The sequence below is a fragment of the Campylobacterota bacterium genome (assembly GCA_040752835.1).
Lineage (GTDB): Bacteria > Campylobacterota > Campylobacteria > Campylobacterales > Sulfurimonadaceae > Sulfuricurvum.
This window is the reverse complement of record JBFMGG010000004.1, coordinates 215,106-230,035: the sequence shown is the minus strand read 5'-3', so window position 1 is coordinate 230,035 and position 14,930 is coordinate 215,106. Positions and strand designations below refer to the sequence as shown.

Sequence of the window (14,930 nt, the reverse complement as noted above, 5' to 3'; positions counted from 1 at the left end):
TTTAACGGTACGGCCGTTTTTTCGCCGTCCCCTCCCGAAGCGGCGCTCTTGCGCCTTCTCTCACCCCTTGTTTGGAACGGTTTAGTTTGTTGAAACAGCTTTGGCAGATACTGAATTCGCTCTGCGGCGGCAGCGGTTTGGAGCACATTTTGCAGCGTGGGACGAAATGGCTTTGCTGGAGCGAATTCTCGATAAAGCGGTTGAGTTCACCCCGGAATGCGCGGGCTTTTTCGGCGTCGATGAAATACTCCCCGAGCCGATAGGAAAGCCAGAGGTAAAGGCTGATCTCTTTGATCCGGTCTTCGGCTTCCTGCAGCTCTTCCATTGTCAGCGCATGGCTTCCCAGATGGCGCGGAGGGATGTAGGCGATCGGTTTTTTCTGCTCCAGTGCGCGGACGTAGCGTTCGAAAGAGGCCATCACCAGCGGGGAGGAGGTCGAGAGCGGGGCGGTTGCGAGGGTGTATTTGGTCCGCATGTCCAGATCGAAACGGTCAACGATGGCCGAGGCTTCCTGCATCGACTCGAGGTTGGCGGCACGGAAGGGGCCTTCGAACTTCATGTTGTCGACGAAAAATGCGATGATGGCGGAGAGGGAGCGCTCTTCGAGGATGTTCGAGACGAGCATGACGTGGTCGAAATTGGCCATGACGTTAAACGGGATGCGGATCGGCTCGGGCTGGGCGTTGAAAAGGGGGGCGATTTTTTTGAGGACGTCGGCGCTGAGCGCCCCGACGTACCCTTTTTCGGTGATGCCGTAGCGCCCCGCCCGCCCGGCGATCTGCTGCACTTCGCCGGGGGTGAGGAAGCGCTGGTTCTGGCCGTCGAATTTGTCGGCTTTGGAAAACAGCAGCGTTTTGATCGGGAGGTTGAGCCCCATGCTGATGGCGTCGGTCGCGACGAGGATCTGCGTCTCCCCTTCGCGGAACCGGCGGGCTTCTTCCCGGCGCACTTCGGGGCTCAGGTTGCCGTAGATGACGCTGGTGCGGTACGTTTTGGAAAGCTGCTGTTTGAGCCGCAGCGCGTTGGCACGGGTGAAGGCGATGAGGGCCGTACCCTCTTCGATCGCGTCGATCGGGGTGGGGGTGCGGAGGAGCTCGAGGGGGTTCTTGCGTTCGAATTCGACGATTTCGAGCGGCTCATTCAGGTATTCGGCGAGTGCCACGACCGCTTCACGCGCGTTCGGAGACCCCGTCATGATCACCGTTTTGGCGGGTGCGCCGATGATGGCGTTTGCCCAGGCCCATCCCCGGTCGCGGTCTCCGATCATCTGGACTTCGTCGATGACACAGACGTCGGCTTCGGTCTCGAATCCGAGCATTTCGATCGTTGAACTGATGTGGGTGGCGTCTTCGTCGATCAGCTGCTCTTCCCCGGTGATGAGGGAGGCTGCGACGCCGTGTTCTTTAAGCGTTTCGTACCCTTCCAGGGCTAGGAGCCGCAACGGGGCGAGATAATATCCCGTCCCCGCTTTGCGCAGATGTTCGAATGCGCCGTAGGTCTTGCCGCTGTTGGTGGGGCCGATGTGAAGGATCAGCTTACGGCGTAGCGAACGGGCGAGGGGAAAAAGGTTTTTAAAGTCGCGTACGGTCCGGGCGAGAAGTTCCTGGCGCTGTCGGCGCAACAGCTCGCCGGCAATTTTTTGGTCGAACGCGAAAAGGACGCGGCGGGAGGTCTTGGCACTGATGTGAAGGGTTCCGCTCAAAAACGGGAGGAGCGTTTCGATCACGAGGGCATGGAGCCGCTCTTCCTCCAGGGCCAGCAGACGCGAGCGCTCGCGGCACTCCGAGACGAGCAGCTCCAGTTCGGCGAAGAAGAGCCGTTTTTCCTCTTCGAGCGTTTCGGCGATCATTGTTTCGATGCCGATATCCTCTTGTTTCCAGACCGCTTGGGTGATGCGGGAGAGATCGAGGGTGTGATGAGCGGTGTACTCGATCGTTTGGGACGTGTGGGGGAGTTTGATCGTGTGGGTCGTTTCGATCAGCAGATCGTCGCCGTGTTCGCTGAGGTTCGCGGTTTCGCCCAGAAGGCGTTTGAGGACGCTCAAAGGGAGGGGAACATCGCTTTCCGAGGCGGTGGGCGGCGCGCTTTTGAGTGCCGAAACGATCTCGCCGGGGCTTAGGTAGCGATGGGGATCGAGGGTCGCCGTAAAACGGTCGGTTTGTTCCTGTTTTTGTGATGTAAGGGTTTGTTTGAGAAGGGCGATCTCCGCGGTGAGGGTGTCGATATCTTCCTCATGTAGGCGCCGTTCGTTGAGCGGAGGGGTTTTGAGAACCTGTATTTTGGTAAAACGCTCATTTCCCAGGGTGTAGACGATCGGGGCGTAAAACTCCAGCCGGTCGTCGTAACCGAGTTTCCCGTCGAGCGCTTTTTCGAGCGTTTCGCGTTTGCCGACGTAGCGGAGGTGCTCGAGTTTGGCGGCGATTTTCTCGGGGGTGATTTTGCGGGTCCGGACGTCGATAAACGCGGCGTGCAGTTCCCGCCGCTCGTCGGCGGAGATGTCGAAGGCGTCGAGGAACTCGTCGATCTTCTCTTCGCGTTCGTGAGGTTTTTCCTTGGGTTTGGGGTTCGGGTAGATTTTCCCTTCGTGATGGAAAAACTCGACGATGAGGGCGCGGTTGTCGCTCTCCCCTTCCGACCAGATCCGCCGGAACGTTTTGATGAGCCCCGCTTTGTCGGTGGTACCGTCGAAGACCCCAAGCGTATGGGCCAGCGCGATCAGCGTTTCGGAAGGGACCCGTTCGATCCCCTCGTCAAATCCTTCATCACCGAAAAAACGGCGGATCGCCTGGTTGAGTTTGATCATTTTTTTCTTTTTCTTTGCCATGATGAAAGTGTAGCCTAAATTTATAAGGCTAAAGCGCCGATTGCTTCGATACACTTTCGCACAATCACAATACGGACGGGGAAATGGTGGATCTGAACGTCGACGAATGGACGCAGGAAGAGTTTCTGCGCAACAAAAAAGAGCTCGAAGCGCAGGGGATCAGAGTGCTGTTGATCGATACGATCCTCAACCCCATCGACGGCATCGAAACGACTCTCTATGCCCCGCCCCTGCTGAAAAACGAGGAGCCGGGGAGCGTTTTCGTCTTTTACTGCGATACGGGGAAATCGTCCAAAGAGCGGCTGGCGGAATTTCGCACCAAATTTCCCGATCACGTCTGCATCAGTCTGCGGGGAGGACGAGGGTATTGGCGCAAACATCTGAGGGTATAACGCAGGCGTTCGGGGCGTTTGCCCTTGCCCTTGCCCAGGGGCGGTATTATGAAGCCCACGAGGAGCTCGAGATATTGTGGTATCCCCGCCGCTTCGAAGACGATGACGAGATACGTTTCTGGAAAGGGTGTATCAACGCCGCGGTCAGTTTCGAGCTGATCAAGCGGGGGCGCCCCCTCCCCTCGCGCAAAGCGTGGGGGACGTACCTCAAATACCGGGGGTGTCTTGAGCGCCTTGTTACCCCCCGTAAAGAACTCTACGTTAGAATTACGCAAACCATAGACCAACACCGGAGCTTCATGATGTCCGAATTTTTAAAAGCGATGGAATTCCGTCACGCCTGCAAGCGTTTCGATACCCAAAAAAAGATCCCCTCCGAGCAGTTTGATTCGATCCTCGAAGTGGCCCGCCTCTCTCCTTCGTCTTTCGGGATGGAGCCGTGGCGGCTGATCGTGGTGCGCAACCCTTCGTTGCGCAAGGCGCTCAAGCCCTCGTGCTGGAACCAAAGCCAGATCGTCGAGGCGAGTGAACTGGTTATTTTCACGACCGATGATGATTCGGTGCGCAGCGGGACTCCTTATGTCCGTAAAATGTTCAACCGCCGCGGACTCGACGAAGAGGCGGTGAATACCTACATGAACGTCTACAAAAACTACCTGGAGCCGATCGAATGCGACGAAGCGCTGCTGCGTAACTGGACCGCCAAGCAGTGCTATATCGCCTGCGCCAACATGATGACCTATGCGGCGACCCTGGGGATCGACAGCTGTCCGATCGAGGGATTCGACCGCGAAGAGATCGAAGCGATACTCGACCTTGATGAAGGACGCAGCGTGGCGCTCATCTGCGCGTTCGGCTATAGGGTGAACCCGCAGGGCGAGCACAAACGGCTTGATCCGGGACAGATCGTCGAATACCGTTAAGCGAGGATAGCATGCTGAAAAAAATCGAGCACGTCGAGGACAAAGTGGGGTATTACACCGACCTGGCCCTGAGTTACGCGACCGAGTACGGCCTTAAACTCCTCGGGGCGCTGGCGATCTTTTTCATCGGGAAATGGATTGTCCGAAAAATCGTGATGCTGATGCGCCGCGCGATGGAGCGTTCCCGCGTCGACGAGACGCTGATCAGTTTTGCGGGGAATGCCCTGAGCGTTGCACTGATGATCGCCGTTATCGTGGCGGCGGCCAGCAACCTGGGGATCAATACCACCTCGTTCGTCGCCGTATTCGGTGCGGCGGGTCTTGCGATCGGCCTCGCGCTCAAAGACACCCTCTCCAATGTCGGTGCGGCGGTGCTGATCATCTTTTTCCGGCCGTTCAAGGTGGGGGATTTTATCGAGACGGCGGGAGTAATGGGGACGGTCAAGACGATCAACCTCTTTTCGACGACGCTGACGACGACCGACAACCGTTCCATCATCATCCCAAACGGAGCGCTGATTTCGGGGAATATCATCAACTACACGGGCAACGAGACGCGGCGGATCGACATGGTGTTCGATATCGACTACAAAGACGACCTCAAACTCGCTAAAACGGTTATCCTTGAAATCCTCGAAGCTCATCCCAAGGTGCTTCAAGAGCCTGAACCGCTGGTCGCGGTAGGTGCCCTGGCCCAGAATTCGGTTCAAATCGTCGCCCGTCCGTGGGTCCATGTGGACGACTACTGGAATACGATGTTCGAGGTGACCGAAGCGGTCAAGGAGGCGTTTGACCGCAACCGGATCACCGTGCCGTTTCCGCAGATGGTGACCCATGTCGTGCAGGAAGGGGAGAAATGATTCGAAAAATCGTTTGGATGGCGTTGGGCGCGTCCGCGCTCTTGGGAAGCGACGGCCAAATCGTGACCCACAGCGAGTTTTCCTATATCAACACCAAGGGGAACACCGACACCACATCGCTGGCGTTTGAGGGGAATGCGAAAACATCGGTCGGGGTCCATGTTTTCCGCGCCCACGTCGATGCCTACCGTTCGAGCGACAGCGGCCAGACGTCGAAGGACAAATGGTCGAGCGAGCTCAACTACGACTACCGGCTCTGCCCCAGAGTCTCGCTCAACTATCTCGCCGGATACAAGCAGGACCGTTTCAGCGGATTCGACTACCAGCTCTATACCGGGCCCGGGATGGGGGTTCGACCACTGGAGGAGCCGGCGCATACCCTGGATCTTCAGGCGAACGTCCTCTACGGCCGGGACAAACCCGAAAACCTTCCCGAGGACGACTATTTTTCGAGCAAGCTGGGGGCGATTTACCGCTGGCAGGTGCAGGAAAATCTCAAATTCATCCAGGAAGCGACCTACCGGATCAATCTCGAAGATACCCGCTACAGCTTCTTTTACAGCAAAAGCGCGGTCGAGACGAAGATCAACTCCTCCCTCTCGATGGGGATCAGCTACAAAATCGACTACGTCAATACCCCGCCTCCGCCGTCAAAAAATACCGACCGCACTTTTCTCGCGTCGCTGATTATCGATTATTAAAGAGGGCGATAGCGCTTGAATGCCGCGGCCGCACCCAGCGCCGCGACCGCTCCGCCGACGAAGAGCAGCGGCGGCGTATACTGGTACAGCGCTCCCGCCCCCAGCGCTCCGACAAACCCCCCCAGACCGTAGGAGATTCCGAAAAAGAACTGCTGTGCCAGACGCCGTGCGCTGTAAAGGTGAAAGAGCAGCGCAATCGCCGAGGAGTGGAAAAGGGCGAAGCTGAATGCATGAAGCACCTGCGACGCGTAGAGCATGGCGACGCTGTCGGGAAAAAGGGCGACGATGAGCCAGCGCAGCGCCGTAACCGATGCGGTGATGACGAGCAGCCGGTGCAGATTTCCGCGCAACAGGGGTCCTTGGAAGTAGAACATGACGATTTCGGCGATCACGCCGAAGCTCCAGAGCCAAACCGTCGTCTGGAGGCTGACGCCGTGATCGGTCGCGTAAATCGTGAAAAAATTGTAAAACGGGCCGAAGCTTACCTGCATGAGGAAAAAACCGAGCCAGAGCATGAGGTGATCGCCGATCCCGAAACGGCATCGCTCATCAGCGCATTCGGAGGAGGGGGCGTGACGCTGGCGCAGCCCGATCAGCGCCCCGAGAACAACGGTGACCCAGGCGGCGGCTATCAGAAAAGCGATCCCGACGTAGGGGCCGCTGAGGTATTCGACGAGGAGCACGGAGACGGCGATGAACCCGATGGAGCCGAAAAGGCGGATGCGGCCGTAGCGCTCTTTCCCGATCGATTCGAGGGCGATCACCTCGATGTAGGGGAGGATGAGGGCCAGGCCGATCCCAAAGAGGATGTTCACCGTCAAAAGGGGCCAGAAAGACTCCAGTGCGGGGTAAAACCCCGCCGCCGATCCCCCCATCAGGGCAAGGGCGATGAAAAAGGTGCGCTGGTCGAGGCGGAAACCCCGCAGAAAAAGAAACGGCAGGGCAAACCGTACCAGTGGCGCGGCGGCGAATACGGTGCCGATTTCGATCGGGTCGTAGCCGATCAGGGAGAGGATTTTGGGGACAAAAATGATGTGCACCCCGACCAGGGCGAAGTAGACGAAATAGAAGGCGGCGACGAGCGGTGCCATTACGATTCGCGGATGACCGCGGTACCGCTGAGCAGATCGTGCAGCGCACGCCCGTCTTTGCGCAGGAACCCCACGAAAAAGCCAAACAGGGTAAGTGCCGATACAAAATAGCCGACGAAGCGGAGGATCAGTTTCCAGTACGGGGCGTTTTGGAGCGTCCGTGCGTCCACCACGCGGATGCGGGCGAGCTTTTTGCCCGGTGTCTGGCCGCTGCGGTGCCAGAACCAGACGTAGGCGATCAGAAACAGACCCATCTGCATGGCCGATGCGATCGGGTCGGGGGGATTGGTGCGGGCTTTGGGGTCTGCGACGATCACATCCAGGCCGCCTGCCGTATGCATCTGGTCGTACCCGAAAAAAGCGCTCACGAGCAGCGAGATCGGCAGCCCGATCATGAAAATGTCGGTCATGAACCCGAGCGCGCGCGACCGGAAGGGGGCAAACGCCGTTTTCGGCGCTTCGGATCGTGGCGGGAGCCGTTTTTTCTTTCTCACTGTTTGCCGTTGCATGGGGAAATTGTAACGCACACGAGATTAAAAACAGGTGTTATTACTATTCGTTTACTAAGTTGATTCATAATGTCACTGATCCCGATTGACGGCAGCAAGTCAAAGGGGAGTTTTTTTCATTCATCACTCACTCCTTAAGTTTCAAAGCATCCCCGGCCTTCGGTGGCCGCGGGCCTTTTCCCTCTTTTCCCGAAAACAATGAACAAAACCGTGTTATAAGTGTGTTAATGCAGGTCTTCCCCCGTTCCCGTATGAAAACGGGAGACTCAGGAGGCGTTATTAACGTTTGAGCCCGATGAGGGTTTCAAGAAGGGTATCGGAAGTGGTGATCGTTTTACCGTTCGCCTGGTAACCGCGCTGGATGATGATGAGCTGCGTCAACGCTTTGGAGAGGTCCACGTTGGAGGCTTCGAGAGCCGAAGACTGCATGAAACCGCGTCCCGCCGTCGCCGCCGTACCGATGATCGGGTCGCCCGAGTTGGCCGACTGGAGGTAGACGTTTCCGCCGTCGCTTACGAGACCTTCGTTGTTTGAGAATTTGGCCATACCGATCTGTGCCAGACCGAATGAACGTCCGTTGGTGAAGCTCCCGACAAGGGTACCGCTCTGGTCGATACGGATCCCGACCAGGTCGCCTCCGGGGTAACCGTCCTGGCTGATACCGCTGGTACCCGAATCGTTGTCGAAACTGGTGATCCCGTCGTATGCGCCCAGGGTTCCGAAGTTGAGGGTGACCTGCTGGTTCGCCGCGGCCCCGTTGTTCGGCGAGAAGTCGATGCTGGGGATGTTGTAGGTGGAGAGGGCCCCGTTACTGTCGAACGTGATGACCCCGCCTTCGAGGATGTTCAGGTTCGGCGCCGTCGCCCCGCTCAGCGATCCGGGAACCGGAACGGTGACGTTATAGCGCCAGTCGGTAAATCCGGTCGTCGTGTTGATCGAATCTTTGCGGAAGTTGATCGTGACGGTGTGTTTCCCCCCCAGTGAGTCGTAGACGTCGATACTGGTCGCATGGGTGGCGGTATTGATCGGCTGGGACTGTTTGACCGACGTACCGACCGGGAGCGCTCCGGCCATCGTGGCGAACGTTTCGGTGAAACGCTGGTTTTCGATCGTGTTGGCGTCGACGATCGGATCGACCTCGATGGCCAGCGCCGAACCCGCCGTGTTGCGCAGAACGAATTTCCCCTGATCGTTGACTTCGACGGTCGAACCGGCCGATGTCACCTGGGCAAACGTCTGCAATGCGGCGCGCAGATCGGCGACCGTATTGAAGTAGTAGGTATCGTTGGCATTAAGCGGAAGAGCGCCTCCGGCAACCAGCCCTGCGGCGGGAGAGCCGTCGGTGTAGCGGAAGTCGCGGACCGTCACGCCGCCGTCAAACGAGATCGTGACCCCCTGTCCGCCGCCGGCGAACGTAGTGGCGCTGGCGGAGGTGAGCTGGAACGCTTCGCCGTTGCCGTTGAACATGATCCCCATGTCTTCGGCGTCGGCCGCAGGGACGGTACGCCCGTCCGCGGTCGTGATGACACCCGTCGAGTCGATCTGGTACGTCGGGTTGTACTGGTCGACGATGGCGCTGGAGCTGAGGTTGGCTTTGACGACGATTTCACTGCTGGCGAAAGCCGGCGTCGTCAGACCCGAGGGGATACGGATGTTGGTGATCGGTGCGGTCGAATCGACCAGCCCGGTGTCTTCGTCGCGGAGCCATCCCTGGACGATGAAGCCGTTGTTGTCGACGAAATTGCCCGACGCGTCGAATTTGAAGTCCCCCGAACGGGTGTATTTGTAGGTGTTCCCGCCGTCGGCCGAGACGATGAAGAACCCGTCCCCCTGAATCGCGACGTCGGTATTTTTGTCGGTGTTCTGGATGGAACCTTGGGAGTGGATGCGGGTGATCGAGCTGACCGTCGTCCCCAATCCAACCTGTACGGCGTTTTTACCCCCAAGATCTCCCTGCGGAGCCGTAGCGATCTGGTTGGTCTGAGCCAGCAGATCCGAAAAGTTGGCGCGGGAGTATTTGTACCCGATCGTATTGACGTTGGCGATGTTGTTCGATTCCACGTCCATGGCAATCTGATGCGACTGCAACCCGGTGACGCCTGAGAAAAGTGACTTCAGCATGGTATGTCCTTTATGACAAAGTAAAATTAAAAAGCAAAAAACGTGCCAGTTTATTTGCGCATCGAGAGCGCTTTTTGGATCATCTCATCGACGGTGGTGATCGTTTTGGCGTTGGCCTGATAGGCGCGCTGCATGATGATCATGTCGGTCAGCCCGACGTCCAGCCGGACGTTGGAATTTTCGAGCATGTTGCTGTAAATCGTCGCTCCGGGTATTGCGTTTCCTTCGGCATCGGTCCAGAAAAACGGCTCTCCGCTGTTGGAACTTTGGGTAAAGAGGGTATCCCCCGCCCGTTCGAGCCCCTGGTCGTTTTGGAAATGGTAGACCGCTACCCGCCCCAGGGCGCTCTGGCGGCCGTTGGAAAATTCGGCGCTGACGATACCGTTGATGTTGACGCCGTATTTGGTGAGAACGCCGCCCGATACGCCGTCGGCCGAGCCGCGTCCCCAAAATTCGTTCCCTTCGATGGAGACGATCCCTTCGAAACCGGTTCCCACGTCGATCGCGACCGTCGCGCCGTCGTTGTCGACCGAGGGGATCGTAAAGCTTGCAAGCCCTCCCGAGGCGTCGAAAACCGCCTGTCCGCTTTGGGTGTCGTAGACGGTGTCGCCGTCGTTGGAGGTGACGGTGGCGACGACATCCCAGGTGAGGCCGTCCCAGGGGACGATGATGTTGCCGCTCGCGTCGGTTTCGACGTGCTGCTCGAACGTGAGTTTCAGCCGGTTGATTTCGTTGTTGGGGCTGATGACGTCCGAACTGATGGAGCGGATCGCGTTTTCCCGCCCGATGTTTCCTCTGAACTCCGCCAGGGTGGAGGGCTCGACGGGATAGGCGAGCTTGGCGGGAAGTTCGAGTATCCCCTGCGCCCCGACCGCGTTGTAGGCGACGTCGTCGGCGGGCTCGCGGATGAGATAGGCCCCCGTATCGTTATCGCCGTAGTCGAATCCCTCGACGTAGTCGTAGTTGGTCAGCATCGTTCCCGTCACGTAGTAGCCTTGTGTCGTGGTGAGACGGGCGACGGAGGAATTGGGATCGTTGGGGTTTTTCAGCGCCGTGTCGAAAGTGAAATTCCCCGCACGGGTGTAATAGGTGTTGTTGTTCGCCACGACGCCGAACCAGCCGTTTCCGCCGATGGCGAGGTCGCTGAAACGGTCGGTGGGGAGGAGCGATCCGCTTTGGGTAATCATCCCGGTCGCCTGGAGGCGCGACCCTGTTCCGATGTCGTTGGATGTCGGAGTGCTCCCCGCGCTGGAGACGACGTTCGAGAAGAGCTCGGCAAATTCGGAAGTGACCCCGCGAAATCCCACCGTGTTGACGTTGGCGATGTTGTCCGAGACGATATCGAGGCCGTATTGGTGGCTCATGATCCCCGAGAGGCCGGTGTAGTATCCCTGCGTCATGCTGCGGCCTTAGATGTCGGTGACTTCGACGATTTTGCTGAAATCGACGTAGTTGGAACCGAGCTTGGCGTAAGTGGTTCCCTCTTCGTAGCGGATCGACTGGATCGGATAGATGCCCACCCGGCTGGTTCCGGTTGTTCCGTCGGCGGCGGTATAGGGCGCTTCGACGTAATAGATTCCCGCATCCTTGACGACGCCGTTGTTGTCGGTTCCGTCCCACGTGTACTGCGCGATCCCTTTGGACGTTTCGTCGATGGGTACGCTTTTGACGATGTTCCCCGCGCTGTCGAGGATATTGAATTTGCCGCCCATGATATCGACCGGGAAGTAAAGCTCGAACGTCGCGTCTTCCCCTTCTTCGAGGACGACGGCGTTACTGCCGGTATCGGCGAGTTTGCCGATCGCCGAAAGGCCGGTGTACTGCATCGACGTGGTCAGTGCGGCAGCCAGTTTCTCGAGTGAATCGTTGGTGTTCTGGCTCGCTTCGAGCGTTGCGAGCTGCGACGTTTGCTGCAGGATCTGCTCGGTATCCATCGGGGAGGTGGGATCCTGGTACTGCAGTTCGAGGAGCAGGAGCTTAAGAAAATCGTCTTTTCCCAGTTTGCTTTTGTCTACGGGTGCCGCTTTGGCCGAGTTGTCCGCGTAAGCGACTCCGTTGGTGTAGTTTCCGAATGCGTCGATAGCCATTGTGTTCTCCTTGCTTTACGCGTAATGCGGGATGATGATTTCCAGAGCGCTGAGCTGCTCTTCGTTCAGTTCGAGTTCCTCGAACGACTCGTAGGTCCGGTAAGCTTCACGGGAGTTGTGATGCTGTTGCTGCTGCTGCGGGTTGTGCGGATCGCCGCCCATGAAATTCATGGTGGCGTTGGTGATCCCCTGATGGGCGAGCTGGGCTTTTAGCTCACTGGCATTGTGGGCCAGGAAGGCAACGCTGCCCGCGTTGTTGGACTGAATGTTGACGTGGACGTTATTGCCCCGCTGTACCAGCGTCACTTCCACTTCCCCGAGTCTTTCGGGATTGAGCTTCATGGAGATACGGGTGAAGGGGGGCTTGTAGTTTTCCACCGCCTCTTTGAGATCGGCGGCGAAATGACGCATGCTCTGCTGGGCCTCTTTGGCTTTTACCTCCAGCGAATCGGCTTTGGGGGCCGCTACCGTTTTGGGCGCATCGAGCTCGACGGCGGAGGTGCCGCTTTTGTGCGCGGGGACGTCGTTGGTCCCCTGCGATTCGCCCTGCAGCAGGGCGATCAGGGAGTCGGTTTTCGTCGTTGCGGCCGTCGTCGTGTCGTTTTTGGGTGCGTCGTTTTTGGGCGTTTCGGCGGCGAGGGGATTTTGTGCCGTTTCGCGTTTTTCGATCCCCTGAAGGAGTGTTTTGAGCGGCTGTTCGGCGGGTTTGACCTCGTCGCTGCGCGATCCCTCATCCCCTTTTACGGCTGATTTGGCCTCTTTTTTTTCTTTGTTTTTCAGTTCGCTGATCAGCTGGGTCAGCGTTTCGAGGGGGGATGCCTCCTCGGGTGTGTTCGGCGTTGCGAGCTGCGCCACCGCTTTGGTTTCCAGGAGCGGCTTGGAGAGCAATTCGGGTGTCGGGAGGCTCTCGGGCTCGCCCTGGATGGAGGCAAAGGTGAGTTTTTCAGGTTCCAGCCCCATCTTCTGGGCCATCTGGATCAGGCCGGCGAGGCTTTTGGGGAGATTGTCGGGCGTTTTTTGATACTCGGGGCTTTTGGTCGTAATCTCTTTTTTGAGGTACTCTTTGGCTTGGGCGATGAGGTTGCGCAGCTGATCGCCCGAGAGGGTACGCGTCAGTTCGGCCGAGATGAGGTGTTCGTCCGTCTCCTCACCCCCGCCTTTGAGCAGATTCCGGAGTTCGCCGAGCCCCGCGTTATTAACGGTATTGGCTTTGGGGGTTTCGGCAGCGCGGACGATGCCGTTTTTGGGGTCGATGAGCGCTTTGAATTCCGAAGCGTTCCCCTTCTCTCCCGTTTTGGAGGGCATCCCCAGCGACGAGAGGAGTTTTGAAAAGACCGAATTGCGGGTATCTTCCCCTTTGCCGCCGCCCCCGAGGAGGTCGATCAATGAGGCGTTGGCTTTCGTCTCTTTGCTGTGTACGATCATAAACCGATCCTTTGGCGCGGAGGGGGGCGCCCTGCGCGCACGATTCTATGTGATACGCCAACCAAGCAAAAGCCATTCCATAAAAAGAGAAAGGGTGGTCCGGATAGAAGTCCAAATCCCTTAACATATCCTTAAAATAAAAAAAGATATAATTCGCAAAAATCTTTGCGCCTAACCAAAGGACACCCATGCAAAAAATTCGTAACATCGCCGTCATCGCCCACGTTGACCACGGTAAAACGACCCTAGTCGACGGTCTGCTCAAACAGTCCGGAACGTTCGGAAGCCACGAACAAGTCAATGAACGGGCGATGGACTCCAACGCCCTCGAAAAAGAGCGCGGGATCACCATCCTCTCGAAAAACACCGCGATCCGCTACGGCGACCACAAGATCAACATCATCGATACTCCGGGCCACGCCGACTTCGGCGGCGAGGTTGAGCGGGTTTTGAAAATGGTCGACGGTGCGCTGCTTCTCGTTGACGCCTACGAAGGGGTTATGCCCCAGACGAAATTCGTCGTTAAAAAGATGCTCGGCCTCGGGATCAAACCGATCGTCGTCATCAATAAAATCGATAAACCTTCCGCCGATCCTGAGCGCGTCGTCGATGAAGTATTCGACCTGTTCGTCGCGATGGACGCGACCGAAGACCAGCTCGATTTCCCGATCATCTACGCCGCGGCGCGTGACGGTATCGCGAAGCTCGACATGTCCGAGCCTGACGGTGATTTCACCTGTATGTTCAACACGATCCTCGAAAAAGTCCCCGAGCCGACCGGTGATGCGGAAAATCCGACGCAGTTGCAGGTTTTCACCCTCGACTACGACAACTACGTCGGTAAAATCGGGATCGCCCGTATCTTCAACGGTAAGATTGCCAAAGGGGACAACGTTCTGCTGGCCAAAGCCGACGGAGAACTGGTGAAGGGGAAAATCTCCAAACTGATCGGATTCCTCGGACTCAACCGGATGGAGATCCAGCAGGCCGAAGCGGGCGACATCGTTGCGATCGCGGGCCTTGAAACGGTCGACGTCGGGGACACGGTCTGTGATCCCAACAATCCGATGCCGCTCGACCCGATGCACATCGAAGAGCCGACCCTGACCGTCGTTTTCTCGGTCAACGATTCTCCGCTGGCGGGAACCGAAGGAAAACACGTTACCTCCAACAAAATCAAAGAGCGTCTGGATGCCGAGATGCAGACAAACGTCGCGATGCGTTACGAGACGATCGGGGAAGGGAAGTTCAAAGTCTCCGGACGGGGCGAACTCCAGATCACGATCCTTGCCGAAAACATGCGCCGCGAGAACTATGAGTTCGGTATCGGACGTCCCGAGGTCATCGTCAAAGAGATCGAAGGGGTCAAATGCGAACCGTTCGAGCACCTCGTCATCGACGTTCCCGAAGAGTTCAGCGGTACCGTCATCGAGCGTTTGGGACGCCGCAAGGCTGAGATGAAAGCGATGGTTCCAATGGGCGAAGGGTTTACCCGTATCGAGTTCGAAATCCCCGCACGCGGTCTGATCGGTTTCCGCGGCCAGTTCCTCACCGACACGAAAGGGGAAGGGGTCATGAACCACTCGTTCCTCGAATTCCGCCCTTACAGCGGATCGGTCGAGAGCCGTCCGTATGGAGCCCTCATTTCGATGGAAGACGGCGTCGCCCTCGCGTACTCGCTCTTCAATCTCCAGGACCGCGGTGTTCTGTTCGTCGCTCCGCAGGCGAAAGTGTACAAAGGGATGATCATCGGCGAGCACAGCCGCAGCAACGACCTCGACGTCAACCCGATCAAAGGGAAAGCGCAGTCCAACGTCCGCTCATCCGGTGCGGACGAAGCGATCAAGCTCGTTCCGCCGCGCGAGATGAACCTCGAGCGCGCACTGGAGTGGATCGAAGACGACGAACTCCTCGAAGTTACACCGCAGAACATCCGTATCCGCAAACGTTACCTCGACATCAACGAGCGCAAACGTCACGCGAGACAGTAACCTTCT

At 57.8% G+C, this 14,930-nt stretch carries 12 protein-coding genes; 5 read left to right on the top strand and 7 right to left on the bottom strand.

Annotation, left to right across the window (positions count from 1 at the left end):
* Position 1 precedes the first annotated feature (1 nt).
* On the bottom strand, positions 2–2,824 hold the full coding sequence (locus AB1763_03010; protein ID MEW5831789.1) for a helicase-related protein: 2,823 nt from the start codon (positions 2,822–2,824) through the stop codon (positions 2–4).
* 83 nt (positions 2,825–2,907) lie between these two features.
* Here AB1763_03010 and AB1763_03005 point away from each other — a divergent pair, with 83 nt between their 5' ends.
* The 4 genes from AB1763_03005 to AB1763_02990 are packed head-to-tail and all read left to right on the top strand — an operon-like array spanning position 2,908 to position 5,700.
* Complete coding sequence (locus AB1763_03005; GenBank protein MEW5831788.1) at positions 2,908–3,216, top strand: hypothetical protein; 309 nt, start codon at positions 2,908–2,910, stop codon at positions 3,214–3,216.
* Positions 3,192–4,139: a DUF309 domain-containing protein gene (locus AB1763_03000; GenBank protein ID MEW5831787.1), complete on the top strand. Its 948-nt coding sequence runs from the start codon at positions 3,192–3,194 to the stop codon at positions 4,137–4,139. Before AB1763_03005 ends, AB1763_03000 begins: the two co-directional genes overlap by 25 nt.
* Positions 4,140–4,150: 11 nt before the next feature.
* Positions 4,151–4,999 (top strand): mechanosensitive ion channel domain-containing protein, encoded by an 849-nt coding sequence (locus AB1763_02995; protein ID MEW5831786.1) that lies wholly within the window; start codon positions 4,151–4,153, stop codon positions 4,997–4,999.
* On the top strand, positions 4,996–5,700 hold the full coding sequence (locus AB1763_02990; GenBank protein ID MEW5831785.1) for a DUF481 domain-containing protein: 705 nt from the start codon (positions 4,996–4,998) through the stop codon (positions 5,698–5,700). Before AB1763_02995 ends, AB1763_02990 begins: the two co-directional genes overlap by 4 nt.
* On the opposite strand, the gene AB1763_02985 is transcribed toward AB1763_02990, so the two are convergent.
* The 6 genes from AB1763_02985 to AB1763_02960 form a co-directional block, all read right to left on the bottom strand.
* Positions 5,697–6,791, bottom strand: coding sequence for an MFS transporter (locus AB1763_02985; GenBank protein MEW5831784.1), 1,095 nt, complete (start codon positions 6,789–6,791; stop codon positions 5,697–5,699). The genes AB1763_02990 and AB1763_02985 overlap by 4 nt on opposite strands.
* Positions 6,791–7,300 carry an RDD family protein gene (locus tag AB1763_02980; protein ID MEW5831783.1) on the bottom strand — a complete coding sequence of 170 codons (510 nt, stop codon included), beginning with the start codon at positions 7,298–7,300 and terminating at the stop codon, positions 6,791–6,793. Before AB1763_02980 ends, AB1763_02985 begins: the two co-directional genes overlap by 1 nt.
* A 279-nt stretch (positions 7,301–7,579) precedes the next feature.
* Positions 7,580–9,421 carry a flagellar hook-basal body complex protein gene (locus tag AB1763_02975; protein ID MEW5831782.1) on the bottom strand — a complete coding sequence of 614 codons (1,842 nt, stop codon included), beginning with the start codon at positions 9,419–9,421 and terminating at the stop codon, positions 7,580–7,582.
* 50 nt (positions 9,422–9,471) lie between these two features.
* The gene (locus AB1763_02970; protein ID MEW5831781.1) at positions 9,472–10,821 is read right to left on the bottom strand and encodes a flagellar hook-basal body complex protein; all 1,350 of its coding nucleotides are present in this window, start codon (positions 10,819–10,821) and stop codon (positions 9,472–9,474) included.
* 9 nt (positions 10,822–10,830) lie between these two features.
* A complete protein-coding gene (locus AB1763_02965) occupies positions 10,831–11,508 on the bottom strand; it encodes a flagellar hook capping FlgD N-terminal domain-containing protein (GenBank protein MEW5831780.1) in 678 nt (225 codons plus the stop codon).
* Positions 11,509–11,523: 15 nt separating this feature from the next.
* Positions 11,524–12,933, bottom strand: coding sequence for a flagellar hook-length control protein FliK (locus AB1763_02960; GenBank protein ID MEW5831779.1), 1,410 nt, complete (start codon positions 12,931–12,933; stop codon positions 11,524–11,526).
* A gap of 188 nt (positions 12,934–13,121) precedes the next feature.
* Between AB1763_02960 and typA the strand changes: the two genes are divergently transcribed.
* Positions 13,122–14,924, top strand: coding sequence for a translational GTPase TypA (gene typA, locus AB1763_02955; GenBank protein ID MEW5831778.1), 1,803 nt, complete (start codon positions 13,122–13,124; stop codon positions 14,922–14,924).
* Positions 14,925–14,930 lie beyond the last annotated feature (6 nt).

Bases quoted from the DNA above. Each gene is read 5' to 3' on its own strand.
- AB1763_02975 (MEW5831782.1), bottom strand. From the start codon at position 9,421: ATGCTGAAGTCACTTTTCTCAGGCGTCACCGGGTTGCAGTCGCATCAG.
- AB1763_02960 (MEW5831779.1), bottom strand. From the start codon at position 12,933: ATGATCGTACACAGCAAAGAGACGAAAGCCAACGCCTCATTGATCGAC.
- AB1763_02970 (MEW5831781.1), bottom strand. From the start codon at position 10,821: ATGACGCAGGGATACTACACCGGCCTCTCGGGGATCATGAGCCACCAA.
- AB1763_03010 (MEW5831789.1), bottom strand. From the start codon at position 2,824: ATGGCAAAGAAAAAGAAAAAAATGATCAAACTCAACCAGGCGATCCGC.
- AB1763_02985 (MEW5831784.1), bottom strand. From the start codon at position 6,791: ATGGCACCGCTCGTCGCCGCCTTCTATTTCGTCTACTTCGCCCTGGTC.
- AB1763_02995 (MEW5831786.1), top strand. From the start codon at position 4,151: ATGCTGAAAAAAATCGAGCACGTCGAGGACAAAGTGGGGTATTACACC.
- typA (MEW5831778.1), top strand. From the start codon at position 13,122: ATGCAAAAAATTCGTAACATCGCCGTCATCGCCCACGTTGACCACGGT.
- AB1763_02990 (MEW5831785.1), top strand. From the start codon at position 4,996: ATGATTCGAAAAATCGTTTGGATGGCGTTGGGCGCGTCCGCGCTCTTG.
- AB1763_02980 (MEW5831783.1), bottom strand. From the start codon at position 7,300: ATGCAACGGCAAACAGTGAGAAAGAAAAAACGGCTCCCGCCACGATCC.
- AB1763_03005 (MEW5831788.1), top strand. From the start codon at position 2,908: ATGGTGGATCTGAACGTCGACGAATGGACGCAGGAAGAGTTTCTGCGC.
- AB1763_02965 (MEW5831780.1), bottom strand. From the start codon at position 11,508: ATGGCTATCGACGCATTCGGAAACTACACCAACGGAGTCGCTTACGCG.